This is a genomic window from Streptomyces sp. NBC_01237 (assembly GCF_035917275.1).
Taxonomy (GTDB): Bacteria; Actinomycetota; Actinomycetes; order Streptomycetales; family Streptomycetaceae; genus Streptomyces.
This window is the reverse complement of the sequence record NZ_CP108510.1, coordinates 265782-287371: the sequence shown is the minus strand read 5'-3', so window position 1 is coordinate 287371 and position 21590 is coordinate 265782. Positions and strand designations below refer to the sequence as shown.

Sequence of the window (21590 nt, the reverse complement as noted above, 5' to 3'; positions counted from 1 at the left end):
GAGTTCGGCCGGCCGTCGGCATTCTTCCTCCGCCGCTCCGGGTTCTTTCCGGACGGCGTACGGGTATTCGGCACCCTCGAAGAACCGAACGGCCTTCCGCCCTCTCTACGCTGTCACCCGTCCGACAGCTGACAAGGAGTCCCGCTGTGGCACGTGTCGATGAATTACCGGTTCGTGAACGTGCGGCCCTCGGGGGAGAGGACGAGGTGCGGCGGCGCGGACTTCTGCTGATCCTCAGTACGGTCGCCGGCTTCCTCCTGACCGTGATCTGGTCCGCCGAGTTCGTCGACAAGACCGTGGGCGGCAACATAGCCGGTTCGATCCTCGGACATGATCCGGAGACGTCCTCGCTCGCCTCGGTGGCGGCCGGGACGGCCTTCGCCTTCACCTCGGGTCTCGCCGGGACGTTCACCGCGTGCAACATCGCGGTGTTCGGCACGGTCGCCCCGATGCTGGGCACCATGAACAGCCGTACGGGCCGGGCCGTCCAGGCGCTCAAGCCGCTTGGCTGGCTCTTCCTCGGAATGGCCGTGGTCTCCGCCGTGTACGGCGCGGTGGTCGGCCTGGTGGGCACGTCGATGCCGCAGTTCTCCGAGGCGCAGGCCGCGCCGGGGGTGCTGTCGGGGCGTTCCCTCCAGTCGATGATCACGTTCGGGGTCATCGGGCTGGCGATGCTCTACCTGGGGCTGAGCTCGCTGGGGTACGTCCGTGATCCGTTCGCGAAGGCGGCCCGTCGCTTCCCCCACGCCCAGACGGTGTTCATGGGTGTGCTGGTCGGCGGCTTCCTCGTCGGCCGCCCGTATCCGCTCTTCCGGCAGCTCTTCCGCGATGCGGCCGAGAGCGGCAACCCGTTCTACGGGGCGGCGGTCTTCGTGCTCCAGTCGGTCGGCAACGTCGTGATCATCGCGGTGCTCTTCTTCCTGATGGCGTACTTCGCCGGTGGCCGGCTGGCAGCCTGGATGATCGCGAAGCCGGGGCGGATGGCCGCCGTGACGGCGGTGACCCTGATCGTCGCGGGCGTCTTCACCTTCCTCTACTGGGACGTCAGGATGCTCGCGCGCCGCGAGATCATCCCCTGGTACCCGATCGCGCCGTGGGCGGCGTGACCGGAAGGGGGATCTGACCGGCCGGTGCCGGTGCCGTGACGATGTCCGGCCCCGGCACCGGTGCCACGTCCGCCCCTGCCTCTCGGCCCCGTCCGGGTGAGGCAGGTGCCGCCGGGCTGCCCCCGGCGGGTGCCGGGTGTCAGAATGACCCTGTGCGACGGCTCGTCGAGGAGGAGGCAGAGTGAGTGCTCTGATCGACGAGGAAGAGATCAGCGACGAGGCGGAGCTGGTCTGGCTGGAGGATGTGTCCGTGCTGGACTACGTACGGCAGAGCCTGGACCGGCTGCCCACCCGGCGCGGCAGGCCCGCCTACCACCGTGACGGACGCATGGTCGGATACGCGGTCCTGGGACCGGAGGCCAAGGCGTCGCGTTCGTCGGGGACGTTCCGGCGGCGGGTGTTCTGGCTGCTGCCGCACGACCGGGACATCGACCCCGAGGGCCTGTACGCGACCGGCGCGCCGTCCGAGTCGGTCGATCCCCGGACCCTGGCCACGGGGACGAAGGGCTACAAGACGGAGCGTTCCGAGGGCGGGCCGCCCTCCACCGCCATGCGTGAACTGGGCATCACCCGGCCGAAGTAGACGCCTGGGCGGGGCCAACCGCCGATTATCACGGCGTGATAATCCGGACCGGCGGTGAATTATCACGCCGTGATAATGCGCGAGGGGTGCCGGCCGGGAGCCGGTGGCGCGAACGCCGAGGCCCGGGGCCGCCGTTCACTGCGGCTCGGGCAGGAACTCACTGTCCGTCAGAAGGCCGATGCCGGGGTAGTACTTGCGCTGGTTCGACAGCAGCATCACGCGGTGATCGGCGAGGCCGACCGACTCGCGTACCCGGCCGGCGAAGGCCCTCGACGAGACGGGGCTCGTGTCCTCCAGCCTGCACCAGGTTTTGTAGGCGTTGTAGAGGTGGGCTTGTTCGACGCGGTGGTGGGGTTGGTGGGTGCAGCATTCGTTGAGGAATCGGCCGGTGTGGTCTTCGGTTTCGGCGTAGGCGGTGGTGGCGATGCGGACGGTTTCGGGTCCGGTGAGGTCGCGGGGGCTGTTGAGGTAGTGGTGGGCTCCGGTGATGAGCCAGTTGAGGATGCCGGGTCCTTCTTCGGTGACGAGGATGTCGGCGAGGTTGTCGATTTTGCGGTGGTCGGAGACGACGCGTTCGAAGGGGATGAGGCGCATGCGTCGCCAGAAGGCGTAGCCGCCGGTGCCGACTTCGGGGCGGTGGTTGCCCAGGAGCCAGAGTTTGTGGGTGGGGGCGAAGGAGAAGAAGTCCTGGCGCATGCGTCGGGCTTTGATGCGGTCGCCGCCGGTGAGGAGTTTGACGCGGGCTTCGTCGAAGCGGTCGCCGGGTTTGACTTCGGAGCAGACGATGACGCGGCGGCCGTGGAGTTCGGCGAGGTCGGTGGGGTGGCCTTCGAAGGGGCGGGCCATGAGGAAGCCGGGTGGTGCGGCGTCGGCGTAGTCGCCGAGGAGTTTGATGAGGACGTCGAGGAGGACCGATTTGCCGTTCTTTCCGGAGCCGAAGAGGAACGGCATGACCTGGGCTCCGACGTCGCCGGTGAGGGAGTAGCCCAGGAGGAGGTGGAGGAAGCGGATCATTTCCGCGCCCTGGTCGTCGTCGCCGAACGTGTCGGTCAGGAACCGGTCCCAGCGGGGGGTCGGCATCCGCCGCGGTCCGATCGACGTCGACCGTGAGTGGAAGTCCCGGTCCGGGTCCGGGACCCGCAGCACCCCCGACCGCAGATCCACCACCCCCGCGGGAGTGCACAGCACATACGGATCCGCGTCCAGCACCCCCGCACTCAACACCATCCCCGGCGCCGACCTCGCCTGCACCAGCATGGCTCTGATGCCGGATGTCGACAGGGCCCGTCGGCGGTGGAGGCGCAGGGCCGCGGCCGTGTGTGCCCCGGAGGGGTCGGACAGGGCCAGGGACTCGGCCATCTCCCCGGCCGCCCAGAGCACGCACTCGTTCTCGTCGAGCTGCCAGCGACTGCCCGACCACTGGTACCAGCCCAGGCCCGGTACATGGCGGAACCGGTTGCTGTGCAGGGAGGCGAAGAGCTTCGCGCTGCCCCGGTCCGTCAGCGTGTCCGGTAACAGCCCTGCCGTATCGGCCTGTTCGGGTGCCGCGGGGTGCGAGTGCGCCCCGGCCTGGCCGAACAGGCCCGTGCGGACGGAGTCCGGGGGAGTGGTGAGGCGTTTCTTGGTCCTGCGGGTGGACGACTGCCGGATACCGGCCGTCCGTGGACGGTCGGCCGGGGCGGCCGGATCGGCGGGGGCACTGTGCACGATCTGGAGGAGCCGGTTCTCACGTCCGGGCTCCTTGGCGGCGTTCTGCCGGGAGAGGGCAGTTTCCGCCTCGTGTCTGATGCCCTCAGCCACGGTCTCTCCCCGCCGTCGGCCGAGCAGGCGTCCGCCGTAATCGTGTGGTCCGTGGGCTCCGCGCCTTTTCGGCGGGCCCACGGTTCACGGCGGGTTTTCCATGACAGGGGTGAGAGGTGCGCGGTCCCGACCCACTTCCGTGAAATGCCAGGTGAAGGGGCAATGCGCTTCCTCTCAGCGACCGAAGCGACTCAAGGGCCAGACCATGTGCCGAGCAAGGCGCGAGTACCACGGTGGCCGTTCCCACCGCGTGAGGCTGCGGAACGGAAATAACGTAACGGGTACTCGGTTTAGTTGTCGACGCCTGTCCCCATATGTGTGTGAGAAATGTGTTCGGACGGTGTGCGTCGGCGGACGGGGAACGGCCGGTGCGGGTGCCGTGGGTGCCGCGCGGTTGCTGCGGAGCCGGCTACGCGGGTGCGGTGGTGACCATCGCCGAGGCGGTGACCGTGTCGCCCTGCGTGGCGACCAGTTTGATGCTGGAACGGGTGAGCGCCTCCGCCTCGATCAGGCAGGGCTGGTCGAGTTCCACGTACCGCTTGAAGACCGCGTCGAAGGACAGGGGCCGGACCCGCCGCGGTGCGCAGAGCGATGTGGTGGCCTGGCTGAACGCCTCCAGGAGCACCATGCCCGGGATGTGGTCGTGCGGGTGGTCGAACAGCACGGAATGGGTGAGGTCGGCCCGCAGGAACCACAGATCGGCGCGGGTCGTCGGGCTGAGGACCACATCGCTGTCGGACTCGCGGCCGACCAGGGCGGGGGACACCGGGCGGCCGGGTGGCAGCGCTCTCGCGCAGGACTCGGCCGCACCGGCGTACCGCCCGCGCAGCCGGCGGTAGACCGCCTCCGGGTAGGCGGTGTACCTGATCTGGGCGCTGCCCATCCGCACCCCGTCGCGGGTGGCCTCGATCTCCGCGGTCAGACGGGCGCATCCGAGGCGGCGCCGGCTCACGGAGGTGTGGGTGATGTGAAGTTCTACCTGGGCCGGGGACCCCGCCGTACGCAGCCCCTCGGGGGTGGTGGAGCAGCTGATGTACTCCCAGCCCAGACGGTGGTCCAGGGGGATGCCGAACTCGGTGTGGGACAGGAGCGCCAGGGCCTGCCGTGTGCTCTCGGTGAAGAGCAGCGGGCTGTGGGTCTCCTGCTGCGGGGTATAGAACGGGTGAGAGCAGGGCCATTCGGTGGTGACGACGTGCTCGGTGTCCGAGACGCCGTGCCACGCAGTGACGAGCACTTCGGTGGGGTCGGTCTTGCGAACGAGGTGATTGGCTACGGTGGACCGCTGCGGGTGAAGGGTGGTCGAGCCGTGGCCGCTGAATGAAGTCATCACGTGCACTCCCCATGGATCATCGAAGCTGACCGTGCTTGGGTGCCTGGATGTGCAGATGCTTGAACGTGACGTCAGGCACCTGTGCTGTAAAATAAGGATTATTCTTTTTTTTGTCTACGAGGGAGAGGCTTCGTGTCCGAATTGCCTGACAAACGTCCCGTGAAGCAGGAGCGCGCACTTCGGACGCGGGCGAGTCTCATCAGAGCCGCCGCAGAGGTGTTCGCCGAGAGTGGCTTCGCTGGTGCAAGCGTCTCGCGAATTGCGGACCGGGCCGGCGTGACGCTGGGCGCGATGTACTTCCACTTCAAGAACAAGGAGGCACTGGCGCGCGAGATCGTCCGCAGTCAGCCGGACATCGTCTCGCCGCCGATCCCGTCGGACGGCCTGCAGAAGCTCGTCGACATCACGCTCACCTGGTCCTATCAGATGCTCGACGAGCCGCTGCTGCTGGCCGGTGCGCGACTGGTGACGGATCAGGAGCTCTTCATCTCCAGCGAGGAGAACTCGCATCAGCAGTGGACCATGGTGGCCATGTCGACGTTCACGGAAGCGAACGAGATGGGGCAGCTCCGGGACGGGGTCAACATCCCGGCTCTCGCGCGGATGCTGGTGAGCGCCTGTACCGGGGCGCAGATGCACGCGCAGATGGAATCGGGACGGCGGGACCTCCCGGACCGGGTCGAGGAGATCTGGCACTGCATGCTTCCCGCCATCGCGGTGCCGGGCGTCGCCGAGCAGCTGGAGTTCGGCGAGGCGCGGGGACGCCCGGCGGCCCGCCGGAAGAAGAGCGCGTCCGTGGCCGGGTGATCCGGCCGCCACAAATTTTCTGCCGACAGGCCCCGGGGGTTCATCCACTGCCCGCTATGGTCATGCCCCCAGGGAATGCGGTGACCGCTATGACACCCGGCCGTCGGCGGGGTGTCCGGGGGAGGGGTCGATGAACGCGATGTCGAGTGGATTACTGCACGGCAAGAGAGTCATGATCACGGGCGCGTCCAGTGGGATAGGGGCCGCGGCGGCCCGTCTCTTCGCCGCGGAAGGGGCGTCGGTCATCCTGATGGCGCGGCGGCAGAAACCTTTGTGCGATCTGGTGGACGAGATCCACGCCGCGGGGGGCCGGGCCGTCGCGGTCGCCGGGGACGTCATCTGCTCCGAGGACGTCGCGCGGGTCGTCGCGGTGGCGGTGGAGCGTTTCGGAGGGCTGGACGCGGCGTTCAACAACGCGGGCTGGGGGGCCAGGGGAACCGATCTGCACCAGACGGAGGACGCCGCGTACGACCAGATCATGGACGTCAACGTACGAGGGGTGTGGAACTGTCTGCGCCGTCAGATCCCGCTCATGCTGGACCAGCGGACGGGCGGGACGATCGTCAACACCTCCAGCACCGCGGGGCTCTTCGCCACCGGTGCGCTGGCCCCCTATGTCGCCGCCAAGCACGCCGTGCTCGGGCTGACGAAGGCCGCGGCCGCCGAGTACGGGGGCCGGGGGATCAGGGTCAACGCCCTGATGGTGGGCAGCACCCGTACCGAACTGACGGAGGGGAGCACCGGATCGGGGCGGCCCGTGGCCGCGCGAGCCATCCAGCACCGGCTGGCCGATCCGACCGAGATCGCCCAGGCCGCGGCCTGGTTGTGCAGTGACCGTTCGTCCTTCGTCACCGGTGGCGCTGTTCCGGTGGACGGCGGGTGCAGCGCGGTCTGACCCGTCGGCGGGTCCCCGCGACGCGCTCGGGGGCCGGCCCGTGTCCGGCCGTGGTCCGGCTCCGGCGGGACCACGGCCTCACAGGCGTGCCGCCTCGCTCGCCGAGATTCCCGTCAGGACGAGCTGCCAGACACCGGCCAGCAGGTCCACGGCGCTCTCGTGCGACGGGGCCCCGGCGGTGCGGTGGCGCCGGAGCACGATCTCGGATCCGGCCACCAGGTGCACGACCAGGGTCGTCATGGCCTCGGGGTGCGCCGAGGCGCGCAGGTCGCCGCTGTCGTAGGCGCGCCGCAGCAGTTCGTCGGCCGTGGGGAGCCAGATCTCCGTCCAGTGGTCGGTGGCCGCCCGCTCCCGTTCCAGCCGCAGCAGGGCCCGGACGGTGTCCTCCTGCTCGATGAGCCGGGCGAGCTCCAGGGTCAGGTCGGCCAGCTGCTGCAAGGGGGTGGTGGAGGAGTCCGCCATCCGTCGCAGGGCGCCCGTGACCTCGGCCCGGCCCTCCTCCTCGACGGCTTCGGCGAGTTCCGCCTTGGACCGGAAGTGGAAGGTCACCGCGCCCAGGGAGATGCCCGCCGCCCGGCTGATCTTGGCCAGTGAGGCCCCCGCGTAGCCGTCCCGGTCGAACTGTGCGGCCGCCGCCCGTACCAGGCCCTCGCGGGTCCTCGCGGCCCTCTCCTGTTTCACCATGGTGTCTCCGAAAGCGCCGGCGGGTACGGCGCCCCTGGCGCGGTACCTGACTGCCGATGCGGTGTTCCGGTGTTCCCTTCGGCCGGACGACATGAACCGGCCCAGCTTGGGCGGACCGGCCGTGCGAGGGCAACGCGGAGTTGCCGAAGTAGGGAAAACCCTTGGTCAGCGTGGTGATCAGCGTCCTGGTACCGCGCTCCTGGCCGCATCTTTTCTCCTTCCGCCGAGGAGGAGGGCCGCTCCTCCGTTGGAAAAAAAGATAACGTTCGCTATTCTATAGTGGTAGTCGATCGGATGACCGAAGCCGGAAGGAACCAGCCATGGCGGCACAGGACTTGGACCGCGCGCACCTGCCGGTCTCCGCGTTCACCGAACAGATCTTCGGGCACCTGCCGAGGGCCGATCAGCGGGCGTGGGCCCAGGCGTATCTGACGGGCCTGCTCACCACCGAGGGAAAGAAGTCGGTACGGCGGATCGCCGCCACGGTCTCCGGATCGCCGACCGCCTCACAGTCCATGCACCAGTTCGTCAACGCCAGCCCCTGGGAGTGGGCCCCGGCGCGGGCCGAGCTGATGCGGTGGGTCGAGCAGCGGCTGACCCCCCGCGCCTGGACCCTCGACGTGGCGGTCCTGCGCAAGCGGGGCGACCACTCCTGCGGTGTGCACCGCCGCTTCGTCCCGGCCACCGGACGATCGGTCAACTGCCAGCTCGGCATCGGCGCGTTCCTGACCACCGAGAGGGAAGCGGTACCGGTCCACTGGGGCCTGCTGCTGCCCGGAGCCTGGGTCAACGACGAGCAGCGCCGCTCCCGCGCCCGCATTCCCGACGACGCCGGTCACCGCACCATCGAGCAGCACGCGCTCGACCTCGTCGACTCGCTGAGCGACAGCACCCACCTCAGCGCCCCGCCGGTCGTCGCCGACCTCAGCTACTACACCGGTGTGACCTCGCTGGTGCGCGGACTCAGCACCCGGGGCCGTGACTTCGTCATCGCCCTGCCCGGCCGGACCCCGGTGGTCCCCGTCGGCCGGTCGATGCCCCCGCAGACGTACGCCTCCGAACTGCCCGCGGCCGTCGAGGCGCAGCGCCTGTTCGAGCTCAAGCACGGCGGCCACCTCCGGCTCGACACCCATGACGGCCTCGGCGGCCGGACGGACCGCACCTCGGTGATGACCGCCCTGGTGCGCCTGCCCGAGGTGCGGCTCGCCCGCCACGCTCCGCACCACACCTACCGGCTCTTCGCCGTCCGCTCCTACGCGGGACGCCGCTCCACCCGGATGTGGCTGACCAACATGGTGCACCGGCGCACCGACGAACTGGCCGCGCTCACCAGGCTCCAGCGCCGGGCGGGCGCCACGGTGCAGGGACTGGAGGACGACTTCGGCCTGCTCGACTTCGAGGGGCGTTCCTACCCGGGCTGGCACCACCACATGACGCTGGTGTCCGCCGCGGGCGCCTACAGCCGGCTCGAACTGGACAACGCGCGTGCCGCGCTGCCGGCGCTGCCGCCGATGCCCGTCATGTCGGCGGCGGCGCCCGCGCTGACCGCCGTACCCGCCTGACCGCCGTACCGCCGTACCGCCGTCCGGCGCGCGTGTCCGTCCGGGGCGCGGGCCGGACGGGGGAGCGGACGAACAGCGGGTGTGCCCGGCCATTTCGCCGGGCACACCCGCTGTCCGTCCGCTCCGGTGCGCCTAGGCGGACACCGGCCGTGCTGTCCGCCCGGTCGGCGGAGGCGGCATCAGATGCCGGCCGGCCACGACCGCGAGCAGGACGTATCCGGCGATCAGCAGCAGCACTGTGAAGATCCACTCGTTGGAACCGGACGGGTTGTAGACCCGCCCCGCGTTGCCCACGTCCACGGCCGACGCCTGCTGTCCGGCCTCGAACGTGTCCCGGCCGCTGCCGTACAGCTTGACGCCCCGCAGCTCCACCGCTCCGTCGGTGGACCGGAACGACCCCGACCACTCGCACGTCTCGTGCCCGGGGTGGCTCATGCAGGTGAGCCGGGTCGCGGTGAAGGTGCCTTCGGGCCCGTCGGCGGTCGCCGCCCTGGCGGCGTTGCCCAGATTGGGCAGCGCCACGTACAGCAGCAGCACTCCCGTCAGCAGGAGCAGCAGGGACACGAACCCCGAGGGTTTCCTCTTCTTCCCGCTCGTGCTCATGGCCGCCGTTTCAGTCCTTCGGGGCGCAGGCACAGCGCGCGGCGGCGTTGTCGGCCCGCCCCGCACGGGTGTGGTAGTACATCGCCACGATCATGGGGATGGTGACCAGCGTGTTGTAGAAGAGGTGCAGTTCCACGCGCGGCGCGATGAGCTGGATGATGCTCGTCGGGGCGGCCTTGCCCATCAGGTACGAGCCGGCGAGCGCCTGGACCAGGAGCAGCAGGTGCTCGAAGTGGTGCCACACCTGGATGCCGAGCGAGGTCTTCCACCAGGTGCCCGAGCGGCCGGTGAAGCCCGAGCGCAGGAGGAAGAGGGCCACCATCATCACCAGGGCGTAGCCGTAGTGCATCCACTCCGAGGTGACCAGCCACGGGAACGGCACCCCGAGGACGCCGCGCGCCTCCGGTATCGGCCAGCCCATGACGTAGATCTGGATCGCCTGGACGAGGTGCTCCGCCCAGTGCGCGACCACGATGAACATGAAGACGCGCAGGCCGAGTTGGTGGTGCCTGCTGTTGAGCAAGTCGATCTGACCCCGCACTCCGTGCGGCGGCGCTGCGGTACTCGTTGCCATGCTGAACCTCCATGATCCGGGACGGTGGCTCATCACAGCACAGCAGCCGCGCGCCTGTACGGGCTTCTTCCTGCTTGCCGAATCCGCCCGCGCGGGCACTCGATCGAGTCCTTTCACGCAACTCACGCGTTACGGTCTGGGCATGCTGCCACGGACATATGAAGGACAGGACTGCTCGCTTGCCCGTGCCCTCGAAGTGATCGGGGAGCGCTGGACCCTGCTGATCGTCCGTTCGGCCCTCCTGGGGGTCAAACGGTTCGACGGGTTCCTCGGCCACCTCCCGATCGCCCGCAACGTACTGACCAACCGGCTCGCCCGCCTCGTCGATCTCGGCATCATGGAACGGGTGCCGTACCAGGACAAGCCGGTGCGCCACGAGTATCCGCTCACCCCCATGGGACGGGACCTGACCGTGGCCGTGGTCGCCCTGATGCAGTGGGGCGACCGGAACCTTCCCACCGAGCTGGGCCCGCCGCGGCGCGCCGAACACATCGGCTGCGACGGCGATGTACAGGTGCGGATGGGGTGTGTCTCGTGCGGCCGGGACATCCATGACGAAGAGGTCGCGGTGCGCCGCACGCGCTGAGTTGACACGCCCTTCCGGTGCCCTCAAACCCCTTTCAGCACACAGGTGTTGCGCATTTGCGAAGATGCCCTGATCTTTGCCGCCGCCCGACCATGAGGCCCGTCGCCACCCCCCTGGTGGCCGGTCGAGGAGGCACCGCGTGGCAACGGCAATGGGCTCTCTGCGAAGACTGATCATGGCTCCGTCCCTGCGCGACGTGAGCTTCGCGGGCCGTGGTTTTCCGGTCGTCGAAACCGCCGCCACCACAGAGCTGGAGAGCATCCCACAGGCGGTGGTGACCGGTTTCGAGTGGGGCATCGAGTCGAAGGACCTGTGGGAGATCGAGCGGCGGCTGTCGCTGGTCGACCTGGAGGTGCAGGGCTTCGCCTACGAGGGCGCGACCATGGCCTCGGTCATCCGGGACTCGATGCCCGGCCGCGGCGGGCGCACCCGGGAACTCCTCCAGGGCGCCGGTCGGCGGCACATCTTCCTCAACTACATCGGCATCGGCTTCGCCATGGCGAAGCTGCCGAGACCGCTGTGGAAGAAGGTCATGCCCGACGAGCTCGACGGCGAGGAGTTCTACCCGCCGATGACCTGGCTCGCCGTCGACGGCTACGGCTTCGACCGCGCCTACTTCGACCCCGCCCGCTGGGTCGACGAGCAGCGCCTGGACACCCCGTACGCCTGGGACGGGCACCCGGACTACTTCCAGCGGGCGGTGGACCAGGGCATCGGGCGCGCCCTGTGGTTCATCCACGGCGCGCAGGTCGAGCATGTCTGCGCCGCCGTGCGCAGGTTCGCCTCCGAACGCCGGCCGGATCTGTGGGCGGGCGTCGGACTGGCCGCCACCTTCGCGGGCTGCTCCACGGCCGACGACCTGGCCGCGCTGCGCTCCGAGGCCGGCGAACTGCGCGGCCATGTGGCGCAGGGCTCCGTCTTCGCGGCGAAGGCCCGTCACTTCTCCTCCACCATCCCCGAGCACACCCGGACCGCGCTGCACGCGCTGGCCGGGATCACCGTCGAGGCGGCGGCCGCGCTCGCGGACGACGCCGCACCCGAGCCGAGCGCGGACGGCGAGGTCCCCACGTACGAACTCTGGCGTCGCGCGGTGCGTGAACAACTGCTCGTGAATGCCCGTTGAGCATTTCTGGAGTAGACGGCCGGGTACACCGATTGAATATGTTCGATTAAGTGTACGGGAAATTCAGGTAAAGGAATCGAGGGGCGGTCTTTTAGGTGTCCATCTTGCGTGCGCTGAGGCGCCGAGTCCTCACACCCAATGTCCGGGAAACGCAGCTGGAAACACGCGGATTCCACGTCAAGAACGCGGAGGCCAAACAGCAGCTGGAATCCGTCGGGGCGAGTTTCCTCCAGGGGTACGCCTATGCGGTCGAGGCGCGTTCCGCGGACCAGGCCGTCGAATGGCTGGAGACCGTTCCCCGGGCCTTCCGCGGGTTCGCCTACGAGGGCGCCGGTATGGGCGCCGTCATGCTCGACTCGCTGACGGGCAGCAGCAAGCGGCTGACCGGAATCCTGGAGGGCGAGGGCCGGCACCACAACTACATGATCTACGTCGGCGTCGGCTGGGCGATGGCCAGGCTGCCGAAGTTCCTGTGGCCCGACGTGACCGGGACCGACCCGGTGCTGCGCTGGCTGATCCTGGACGGATACGGCTTCCACCAGGCGTACTTCAAGACCGACGCCTACGTCCGCGACCCCGGCCAGGACCACCCCTTCAGCTGGAAGGGCGGCCCGGACGCCTACAGCGCCCGCGTCATCGACCAGGGCATCGGCCGCGCCCTGTGGTTCGTCGGCGGCACCGACCCCGACGTCGTCGCCGGACTCATCGGCGCCTACCCCGCCCACCGTCACGGCGACATGTACGCCGGTGCCGGACTCGCCTGCACCTACGCGGGCAGCGCCGACGCGGACGAGCTGCTGCGCTTCGCCGAGCACGCGGGCGTGCACCGGCCGAACCTGGCGCAGGGCTCCGCGTTCGCCTGCGAGGCGCGCGAGCGGGCGGGCACGACGATCGCCCATACGCATGTGGCGGCCCGCGTCCTGTGCGGCGGCCGTACCCCCGAGGAAGCCGCGCGGGTGTGCACCGACTCGGCGCCCGCGGGCTGCGACGGCGGCGACATCCCGGCCTTCGAGACCTGGCGGCAGCACATCGCCGCCGCGATCACCTCCGTTCCGCACGCGCAGAAAGGCGCCGTCGCATGACACACCCAATTTCCTGGCTGCGAAAGCAGGCGCCCGGAGTCGTGGCACTGGCTCTTATGGTCAGCACCTTTTATGCGGTGAAACCGCATGAGTCGAGTGCATCGGAAAAAGCGGAACTGGCCCAGAATTTCGCCTTCGAGCCGATGGCGATAGCCATGCCGGGCGGATTCAAGCAGCAGACCGTCCGCAAGGTGAACAAGGCGTACAAGCACATCGAGGCCTGGATCTCCTCGGTCGGCGCGGGTGTCGCGATGAACGACATCGACGGCGACGGGCTGCCCAACGACCTCTGCATCACCGACCCGCAGATCGACCAGGCCGTGGTCACGCCCGCCCCGGTGCCCGGCCGCAAGAGCCCGACGTACGCCCCGTTCGCACTCGACCCGTCGCCGCTGCCCAAGAGCGACATCACGGCCCCGATCGGCTGTGTCCCCGGCGACTACAACGAGGACGGCGCCACCGACCTCCTCGTCTACTACTGGGGCCGCACCCCCGTCATCTTCCAGGCGAAGAAGGACGCCGTGGAGGCCGGGACACCGGTGAGCGCCGAGCGCTTCGAGCCCGTCGAGCTGGTGCCCGGCAACGGCGGCAACGTCTACACCGGCCCGCTGTGGAACTCCAACGCCGCGGCCGTCGCCGACTTCGACGGCGACGGACACAACGACATCTACATCGGCAACTACTTCCCCGACAGCCCCGTCCTGGACGACACCAAGGACGGCGGTGTGACGATGAACGACTCGCTGTCGCACGCCCAGAACGGCGGCGGCGGTCACTTCTTCCGCTGGACCGCGTCCGGCTACCAGGAGATCAAGAACGTCCTGCCGGACTCCATCGACAAGGGCTGGACACTCGCCGTCTCCGCCACCGACCTCGACGGCGACCAGCGCCCCGAGATCTACCTCGCGCACGACTTCGGGACCTCGGCGCTCCTCTACAACAAGTCGACGCCCGGGAAGTTCAAGTTCAGCCAGGTCAAGGCCAAGCACACCGCGACCACCCCGAAGTCCAAGGAGATCGGCCGCAGCTCCTTCAAGGGCATGGGCGTCGACTTCGGTGACCTGGACAACGACGGCGTGTACGACGCGTTCGTCTCCAACATCACCACGTCCTTCGGTATCCAGGAGTCGAACTTCGCCTTCATCGGCACGGCCAAGGACAAGGCCGACCTGCGGGCCAAGTTCCGCGACGGCGTCGCCCCGTACAAGGACGAGAGCGCCCCGCTCAACCTCGCCTGGTCCGGCTGGGGCTGGGACGTGAAGATGGGCGACTTCGACAACAACGGCATCCAGGAGATCACCCAGGCCGTCGGCTTCGTCAAGGGCAAGCGCAACCGCTGGGCCCAGCTCCAGGAGCTCGCCACCGCCAACGACGGTCTGGTCAAGCACCCCTACTTCTGGCCCAACGTGGAAGAGGGCGACGACCTCGCCGGTGACCAGCACATCCGCTTCTACGTCAAGAACAAGGACGGCGAAGCCTACAGCGACCTGTCCAAGCAGCTCGGCCTGGCCGTGCCCGTGCCCACCCGCGGCATCGCCACCGGTGACGCCGACGGCGACGGCCGCCTCGACCTGGTCGTGGCCCGCCAGTGGGAGGACCCGGTCTTCTACTGCAACATGAGCGAGAACGCCGGGGACTTCCTGGGCCTCAACCTCACCGACGAGGCCGGCTCGCCCGTGATCGGCGCACAGGTCACCGTCACCCTCTCCGACGGCAGCACCCGGATCGGCCGCGTCGACGGCGGCAGCGGCCACTCCGGCAAGCGCAGTCAGGACGTGCACATCGGCCTCGGCAAGGAGGCCGACGGACCGGTGCAGACCCACCTGACCTGGCGCGACCGCACCGGACAGGTGCGCAACAAGGAACTCCAGTTGAGCCCCGGCTGGCACTCCCTCCAGCTCGGCACCGATGCCAAGGAGAAGTGACCGTGCCTGCCGAACAGACCACCGCTGCCGCCCCACGGCACAACGTCAAAGTCGTCACCGCGCTCCGCCGGTTCGCGATCTCCATCTCCATCCTCAACATCGCCGGGTACACCTTCCTCGGCTTCGAGCAGCCCTGGCTGTGGCCCTTCATCGCGGTCATCACCGCCTACACGGTGGAGATCGGCCTGGAGGCGCTCAGCGCCCGCGGCGAGAAGCGCGCACCCCGCTACGCGGGCGGCGGCTTCAAGGGGATGGTGGAGTTCCTCTTCCCCGCGCACATCACCGGACTCGCGGTGAACATGCTCACGTACGTCAACGACCGCGTCTGGGTCATGATGTTCGGCGTCATCGTCGCCGTCGGCACCAAGTGGGTGCTCCGCGCCCCGCTCAAGGGCCGCATGCGGCACTACATGAACCCGTCGAACTTCGGCATCGCGATGATCCTGCTGCTCTTCCCGTGGGCCAGCATCGCCCCGCCGTACCACTTCACCGAGTACCTGTACGGCCCCGCCGACTGGGTCCTCCCGGCGATCATCCTGACCCTGGGCACCATGCTGAACGCGAAGCTGACGGGCCGTATGTGGCTGATCAGCGCCTGGCTGGTCGGCTTCGCCCTCCAGGCCGTCATCCGCGGCCTCGTCATGGGGACCTCCATCCCCTCGGCGCTCGGCATGATGACCGGGGTGGCCTTCATCCTCTTCACCAACTACATGGTCACCGACCCCGGTACCTCGCCCTCCAAGCGCTCCTCCCAGATCGCCTTCGGCGGCGGCGTCGCCGCGATGTACGGCGTGCTGACCGGGCTCGGCATCGCGTACGGCATCTTCTTCGCCACCGCACTCGTCTGCCTGATCCGCGGCGGCTACCTGTGGGCCCTGCACTTCCTGGCCAAGCAGCGCGCCGCGGAGGCCAAGCAGGCACAGCAGGCCGAGCAGGCTCCGGCGAAACCGGCCGAGCAGCTCGCCGCCGTACCCGCTCATGTACCGGCGCACGCCCCCGTACCCGTCGTCGCGGCGGTCCCCTCCGGTGACCCGTGCAAGGACGGCACCTGCTTCCACGGCAAGTGCGCGGCAGCACGGGCGCAGAACGACAAAAAGGTGGCGATGCCCGTATGAGCAGGATCGCGATAGTCGGGGTGGCGTGCAGCTACCCCGATGCCACCACCCCACGCGAACTGTGGGAGAACGCGGTCGCCGGACGGCGCGCCTTCCGCAAGCTGCCCGACGTACGCATGCGCCTGGACGACTACTACGACCCGGACCCCACGGTCCCGGACAAGTTCTACGCCCGGAACGCCGCGGTCCTCGAAGGGTACGAGTTCGACCGGATCGCCCACCGCATCGCGGGCAGCACCTACCGCTCCACCGACCTGACGCACTGGCTCGCCCTGGACACCGCCACCCGGGCACTGGCCGACGCGGGCTTCCCGGTCGGGGAGGGGCTGCCCAAGGAGCGCACCGGCGTCATCGTCGGCAACACCCTCACCGGTGAGTTCTCCCGCGCCAACGTGATGCGGCTGCGCTGGCCGTACGTACGCCGGGTGCTCGCCGACGCCCTCAAGGGACAGGACTGGAGCGACGACCGCCTCGGCGAATTCCTCGAAGGGGTGGAGGACGCCTACAAGAAGCCGTTCCCCGCCATCGACGAGGACACCCTCGCGGGCGGCCTGTCGAACACCATCGCCGGACGGATCTGCAACCACTTCGACCTCAACGGCGGCGGCTACACCGTCGACGGCGCCTGCTCCTCCTCGCTCCTGTCGGTCACCACCGCCTCCACCTCGCTGCTGAACGGCGACCTCGACGTCGCGGTCGCCGGTGGCGTCGACCTGTCCATCGACCCCTTCGAGATCATCGGCTTCGCCAAGACCGGAGCACTCGCCAAGAAGGAGATGCGGCTCTACGACCGCGGCTCCAACGGCTTCTGGCCGGGCGAGGGCTGCGGAATGATCGTCCTGATGCGTGAGGAGGACGCACTCGCCGCGGGACACCGCGTCTACGCGTCCATCGCCGGCTGGGGCATCTCCTCCGACGGCCAGGGCGGCATCACCCGCCCCGAGGTCAGCGGATACCAGCTCGCCATGGACCGGGCCTACGAGCGGGCCGGCTTCGGCATCGACACCGTCCCGCTCTTCGAGGGCCACGGCACCGGCACCGCCGTCGGCGACGCGACCGAACTCACGGCGATCATGGGCGCCCGTGCGAAGGCCGACCCGAACGCCCCCACCGCCGTGATCAGCTCCATCAAGGGCATGATCGGCCACACCAAGGCCGCCGCCGGAATCGCCGGACTGATCAAGGCCGCGATGGCCCTGGACGCCGCGATGCTGCCGCCCGCCATCGGCTGCGTCGACCCGCACGAGCTGCTCACCGACGAGTCGGCCAACCTGCGGGTCCTGCGCAAGGCGGAGGCATGGCCCAGGAACGCACCGCTGCGCGCCGGGATCACCGCCATGGGATTCGGCGGCATCAACACCCATGTCGTCCTCGACAAGGCGGTCCCCGCCAAACGGCCGGCCGTCAGCCGCCGCGCCACCACCCTGGCCAACTCCCTCCAGGACGCCGAACTGCTGCTCCTGGACGCCGAATCACCGCAGGCGCTCAAGGAACGCCTCACCCGGGTCGCGGACTTCGCCGCCCAGGTCTCCTACGCCCAGCTCGGCGACCTGGCCGCCACCCTCCAGCGCGAACTGCGTGAACTGCCCCACCGGGCGGCCGTCGTCGTCACCTCGCCGGAGGACGCCGAACTGCGGCTGCGCAGGCTGGCCGACGCGACGGACACGGGCGCCGGCTCACCCATCACGCTTTCCCCGGACGGCCGCACCTTCCTCGGCCGGGCCACCGAGGAGGCCCGCATCGGCTTCCTCTTCCCGGGCCAGGGCTCCGGCACCTCGACCGGCGGCGGCGCACTCGCCCGCCGCTTCACCGAGGCCGCCGAGGTGTACACCCGGGCCAAGCTGCCCACCACCGGCGACATGGTCGCCACCGACGTGGCCCAGCCCCGCATCGTCACCGGCTCCACCGCCGCACTGCGCGTCCTGGACGCACTCGGCATCGAGGCCGACGTCGCCGTCGGCCACAGCCTCGGCGAACTCTCCGCCCTGCACTGGGCGGGCGCCCTGGACGCCACCACCCTGCTGGAGGCGGCCCGGGTCCGCGGTGCGGCCATGGCCGAGCACAGCGCCTCGGGCACGATGGCCTCCCTGGCCACCACCCCCGAACAGGCGGGGGCGCTCATCGAAGCGCTCCCCGTCGTCATCTCCGGGTACAACGGCCCCCAGCAGACCGTCGTCGCCGGACCCGTCGACGACATCGCCACCGTCGCCGAACGGGCCGGACAGGCCGGTGTCACCTGCACCCGCCTGCCGGTCTCGCACGCCTTCCACTCGCCCCTCGTCGCCCCGGCCGCCGACTCCTTCGGCGACTGGCTCGACGAAGCGCGCCTGGACGAGGTGGAGCGCCGGGTCGTCTCCACCGTCACCGGCGAGGAACTGGAGAGCGACGCCGACCTCGCCAAGCTGCTGCGGCAGCAGATCACCGACCCGGTGCTGTTCACCCAGGCGGTACGGTCGGCCGCCGCCGACGTCGACCTGTTCATCGAGGTCGGCCCCGGCCGGGTGCTCTCCGGCATGGCCGCGGCCACCTCCGACGTACCGGCCGTCGCCCTGAACACCGACGACGAGTCCCTGCGCGGACTGCTCCAGGTCGTCGGCGCCGCCTATGTGCTGGGCGCCCCGCTCATCCACGAGCGGCTCTTCAACGACCGGCTGACGCGGCCGCTGGAGATCGGCGCCGAGTTCAGCTTCCTGACCAACCCCTGCGAGCAGGCGCCCGATGTCGCCCTGCCCGCCGCCCGCGCCCCCCGTACGGAGAGCTCCGGCGGCGGCGCCCCCGCACCGGCCGGCAGCTCGGCGGGGGAGTCGGCACTCGACGTCCTGCGCGCGCTGGTCGCCGAACGGGCGGAGCTCCCGCCCGAGCTGGTCGACGAGAACAGCAGCCTCCTGGACGACCTGCACATGAGCTCGATCACGGTCGGCCAGATCGTCAACCAGGCCGCCGTCCAGCTCGGCCTCACCGCCGCCCACGTACCGACCAACTTCGCCACCGCGACGGTGGCCGAACTGGCCGAGGCGCTCACCACCCTGGCCGAGACCGGCGGCGACGGCGCGGGCACCGCGGCCGTCGTGGCGGGCTCCGCAGCCTGGGCCCGCCCCTTCGCCGTCGACCTCGACGAGATCGCGCTGCCCGCCGCCGTACCGGGTGGGGAGAAGGGGACCTGGGAGCTGTTCACCGCCCAGGACCACCCCTTCGCCCAGGACGTGCGACGCGCCCTGGAGAACGCCGAGGTGGGCTCCGGGGTCCTGGTCTGCCTGCCGCCCGCCTGTTCACGCGAACAGATCGCACACGCGCTGAACGGTGCCAAGGCCGCCCTCGCGGGCGACCGCGAACGCCGCTTCGTCCTGGTGCAGCACGGCCGGGGCGCGGCCGGACTGGCCAAGACCCTGCATCTGGAGGCACCCCACCTGCGGACCACCGTCGTCCACACCCCGGTGGCCCCCGGTGCCGCGGAACGGGTGGCCGCCGAGGTCGCCGCGACCGGCCGCTTCAGCGAGGTCCACCTAGCCGCCGACGGCAGCCGCCGCGTCCCGGTACTGCGCGCCCTGCCCGTCCGCGCCGAGCACAGCGACCAGATCCTCGACGACTCCGACGTCCTGCTCGTCACCGGCGGCGGCAAGGGCATCACCGCCGAGTGCGCGCTCGCCGTGGCCCGGCGGACCGGCGTCAAGCTGGCCGTCCTCGGCCGGTCCGACCCCGCCCGGGACGAGGACCTCGCCGCGAACCTGCGGCGGATGGCGGACAGCGGGGCGACGGTGCGCTACGCCGCCGCCGACGTCACCGACCCGGCACGCGTCGCCGAGGCCGTCGCCGAACTCACCGACGCGCTCGGCCCCGTCACCGCCGTACTGCACGGGGCGGGCCGCAACGAACCCGCCGCGCTCACCGGCCTCGGCATGGACACCGTCCACAGCACGTTCGCCCCCAAGGTCGACGGGCTGCGCACCGTCCTGGATGTCGTCGGCGAGGAGAACCTGAAGCTCCTCGTCACCTTCGGCAGCATCATCGGCCGGGCCGGACTGCGCGGTGAGGCGCACTACGCCACCGCCAACGAATGGCTGGCCGACCTCACCGAGCAGGTCGCCCGTGACAATCCGGACTGCCGTGCCCTGTGCATGGAATGGTCCGTGTGGTCCGGCATCGGCATGGGCGAGAAGCTCTCCGTCGTCGAGTCGCTGTCCCGCGAGGGCATCGTCCCGGTCTCGCCCGACCAGGGCGTCGAGATCCTGCTCCGGCTGATCTCGGACCCGGACGCGCCCGTGGTGACGGTGATCAGCGGACGTACGGAAGGCATCGAGACCGTACGCCGGGACCTGCCGCCGCTGCCGCTGCTGCGGTTCACCGGCGCCCCGCTCGTGCGCTACCACGGGGTCGAGCTGGTCACCGAGGTCGAACTGAACGCCGGTACCGACCTCTACCTCGCCGATCACCTGCTCGACGGCAACCTGCTGCTGCCCGCCGTGTTCGGCATGGAGGCCATGGTCCAGGTCGCGTCCGCGGTCACCGGCCGCACCGACGTACCGGTCATCGAGGGGGCGCAGTTCCTGCGGCCCATCGTGGTGCCGCCCGCCGGGACCACCCGGATCAGGATCGCGGCCACCGTCACCGACACCGACACGGTGGACGTGGCCATCCACGCGGAGGACACCGGCTTCGTCGCCGAACACTTCCGCGCCAGGCTGGACTACTCCGGTACGCCCATCCCGGACGGGCCCCCGGCCCAGGTGGGCCCGGACGTCCCGGCCGCCCCGCTGGACCCGGCGGCCGACCTGTACGGCGGCGTCCTCTTCCAGGGCGAGCGCTTCCAGCGGCTGCGCCGCTTCCACCGGGCCGCCGCCCGGCACGTCGACGCCGATGTGGCGATCGGGGCGCCGTCCGGCTGGTTCGCCGGCTTCCTGCCGGGCACGCTGCTGCTGGCCGACCCCGGCATGCGGGACGCGCTGATGCACGGCAACCAGGTGTGCGTCCCCGACGCGACCCTGCTGCCGTCCGGCATCGAGCGGCTCTACCCGATGGCCGCCGGCGCCGATCTGCCGGAGGAGGTGCGCTACTGCGCCACCGAGCGCTACCGGGACGGCGACACCTATGTGTACGACATCGCGGTACGCACCCCCGACGGCACCGTCGTCGAACGGTGGGAGGGACTCACCCTGCACGCCGTCCGCAAGACGGACGGTTCCGGACCGTGGGTCGCCCCGCTGCTCGGCTCCTACCTGGAGCGGACCCTGGAGGAGGTGCTCGGCACCCACATCGACGTCGCCGTCGAACCGGACCTGCCCGGCACCGGAGACTCCACGGCCGAGCGCCGCGCGGCCACCGCGCGGGCCGTCCAACGGGCCCTGGGCGAGAGCGCCGAGGTGCGCTACCGCCCCGACGGCCGCCCCGAGCTCGACGGCGGGAGCCACCTCTCGGCGGCCCACGGCCTGGGGGTGACCCTCGGGGTCGTCGCCGCGTCGACGGTGGCCTGTGACGTCGAAGCGGTCAACATCCGCAGCGCCGCCGACTGGGAGGGACTGCTCGGCGAACACGGCGAGCTGGCCGCCCTGGTGGCCAGGGAGACGGGGGAGACCCCCGACACCGCGGCGACCCGTGTATGGGGCGCCGTCGAGTGCCTGCGCAAGGCCGGACTGCTCGGCGGGGTGCCCCTGACCCTGGTCCCGCAGACCCGGGACAACTGGGTCGTCCTCACCGCGGGCGGACTGCGCATCGCCACCTTCGTCACGTCGCTGCGCAACGCGCTGGAACCGGCGGTGTTCGCCTTCCTCACGGACGGCGGGGACACCGCGCGGGCTCCGGGGGCGGAAGGGTGAGCGCC

16 protein-coding genes are annotated in these 21590 nt (G+C 70.1%); 11 read left to right on the top strand and 5 right to left on the bottom strand.

Annotated elements, in window-relative coordinates; genetic code table 11:
• Window positions 1-146: 146 nt before the first annotated feature.
• Window positions 147-1106 (top strand): hypothetical protein, encoded by a 960-nt coding sequence (locus OG251_RS44490; RefSeq protein ID WP_326683000.1) that lies wholly within the window; start codon window positions 147-149, stop codon window positions 1104-1106.
• A gap of 181 nt (window positions 1107-1287) precedes the next feature.
• A complete protein-coding gene (locus OG251_RS44485) occupies window positions 1288-1689 on the top strand; it encodes a DUF6009 family protein (protein ID WP_326682999.1) in 402 nt (133 codons plus the stop codon).
• A gap of 135 nt (window positions 1690-1824) precedes the next feature.
• On the opposite strand, the gene OG251_RS44480 is transcribed toward OG251_RS44485, so the two are convergent.
• Window positions 1825-3270, bottom strand: a complete 1446-nt coding sequence (locus OG251_RS44480; RefSeq protein WP_326683036.1) for a DNA primase family protein — start codon at window positions 3268-3270, stop codon at window positions 1825-1827.
• 628 nt (window positions 3271-3898) lie between these two features.
• The gene (locus tag OG251_RS44475; RefSeq protein WP_326682998.1) at window positions 3899-4816 is read right to left on the bottom strand and encodes a ScbA/BarX family gamma-butyrolactone biosynthesis protein; all 918 of its coding nucleotides are present in this window, start codon (window positions 4814-4816) and stop codon (window positions 3899-3901) included.
• 135 nt (window positions 4817-4951) lie between these two features.
• Here OG251_RS44475 and OG251_RS44470 point away from each other — a divergent pair, with 135 nt between their 5' ends.
• On the top strand, window positions 4952-5626 hold the full coding sequence (locus tag OG251_RS44470; protein ID WP_326682997.1) for a ScbR family autoregulator-binding transcription factor: 675 nt from the start codon (window positions 4952-4954) through the stop codon (window positions 5624-5626).
• 172 nt (window positions 5627-5798) lie between these two features.
• On the top strand, window positions 5799-6521 hold the full coding sequence (locus OG251_RS44465; RefSeq protein WP_326683035.1) for an SDR family NAD(P)-dependent oxidoreductase: 723 nt from the start codon (window positions 5799-5801) through the stop codon (window positions 6519-6521).
• Between the two features lie 78 nt (window positions 6522-6599).
• On the opposite strand, the gene OG251_RS44460 is transcribed toward OG251_RS44465, so the two are convergent.
• On the bottom strand, window positions 6600-7205 hold the full coding sequence (locus OG251_RS44460) for a TetR family transcriptional regulator (protein WP_326682996.1): 606 nt from the start codon (window positions 7203-7205) through the stop codon (window positions 6600-6602).
• 320 nt (window positions 7206-7525) lie between these two features.
• On the opposite strand from OG251_RS44460, the gene OG251_RS44455 reads away from it, so the two are divergent.
• The gene (locus OG251_RS44455; protein WP_326682995.1) at window positions 7526-8767 is read left to right on the top strand and encodes an IS701 family transposase; all 1242 of its coding nucleotides are present in this window, start codon (window positions 7526-7528) and stop codon (window positions 8765-8767) included.
• A 132-nt stretch (window positions 8768-8899) separates the two neighbouring features.
• Here the strand turns inward: OG251_RS44455 and OG251_RS44450 are convergent, their stop codons facing one another.
• Both OG251_RS44450 and OG251_RS44445 read right to left on the bottom strand, forming a co-directional pair.
• Window positions 8900-9370, bottom strand: coding sequence for a hypothetical protein (locus tag OG251_RS44450; protein ID WP_326682994.1), 471 nt, complete (start codon window positions 9368-9370; stop codon window positions 8900-8902).
• Between the two features lie 10 nt (window positions 9371-9380).
• Window positions 9381-9944, bottom strand: a complete 564-nt coding sequence (locus tag OG251_RS44445) for a hypothetical protein (RefSeq protein WP_326682993.1) — start codon at window positions 9942-9944, stop codon at window positions 9381-9383.
• A 142-nt stretch (window positions 9945-10086) separates the two neighbouring features.
• Between OG251_RS44445 and OG251_RS44440 the strand changes: the two genes are divergently transcribed.
• The 6 genes from OG251_RS44440 (at window position 10087) to OG251_RS44415 (ending at window position 21585) form a co-directional block, all read left to right on the top strand.
• Entirely contained in the window at window positions 10087-10530 is a 444-nt protein-coding gene (locus tag OG251_RS44440) for a winged helix-turn-helix transcriptional regulator (protein WP_073721089.1), read from the top strand.
• Between the two features lie 139 nt (window positions 10531-10669).
• Complete coding sequence (locus OG251_RS44435) at window positions 10670-11653, top strand: DUF1702 family protein (protein WP_326682992.1); 984 nt, start codon at window positions 10670-10672, stop codon at window positions 11651-11653.
• A gap of 95 nt (window positions 11654-11748) precedes the next feature.
• Complete coding sequence (locus OG251_RS44430; RefSeq protein WP_326682991.1) at window positions 11749-12735, top strand: DUF1702 family protein; 987 nt, start codon at window positions 11749-11751, stop codon at window positions 12733-12735.
• Window positions 12732-14660 (top strand): CRTAC1 family protein, encoded by a 1929-nt coding sequence (locus tag OG251_RS44425; RefSeq protein ID WP_326682990.1) that lies wholly within the window; start codon window positions 12732-12734, stop codon window positions 14658-14660. The genes OG251_RS44430 and OG251_RS44425 overlap by 4 nt, the downstream gene beginning before the upstream one ends.
• Window positions 14657-15775 (top strand): enediyne biosynthesis protein, encoded by a 1119-nt coding sequence (locus tag OG251_RS44420; protein ID WP_326682989.1) that lies wholly within the window; start codon window positions 14657-14659, stop codon window positions 15773-15775. Before OG251_RS44425 ends, OG251_RS44420 begins: the two co-directional genes overlap by 4 nt.
• Complete coding sequence (locus OG251_RS44415; protein ID WP_326682988.1) at window positions 15772-21585, top strand: type I polyketide synthase; 5814 nt, start codon at window positions 15772-15774, stop codon at window positions 21583-21585. The genes OG251_RS44420 and OG251_RS44415 overlap by 4 nt, the downstream gene beginning before the upstream one ends.
• The last annotated feature ends 5 nt before the right edge of the window (window positions 21586-21590 follow it).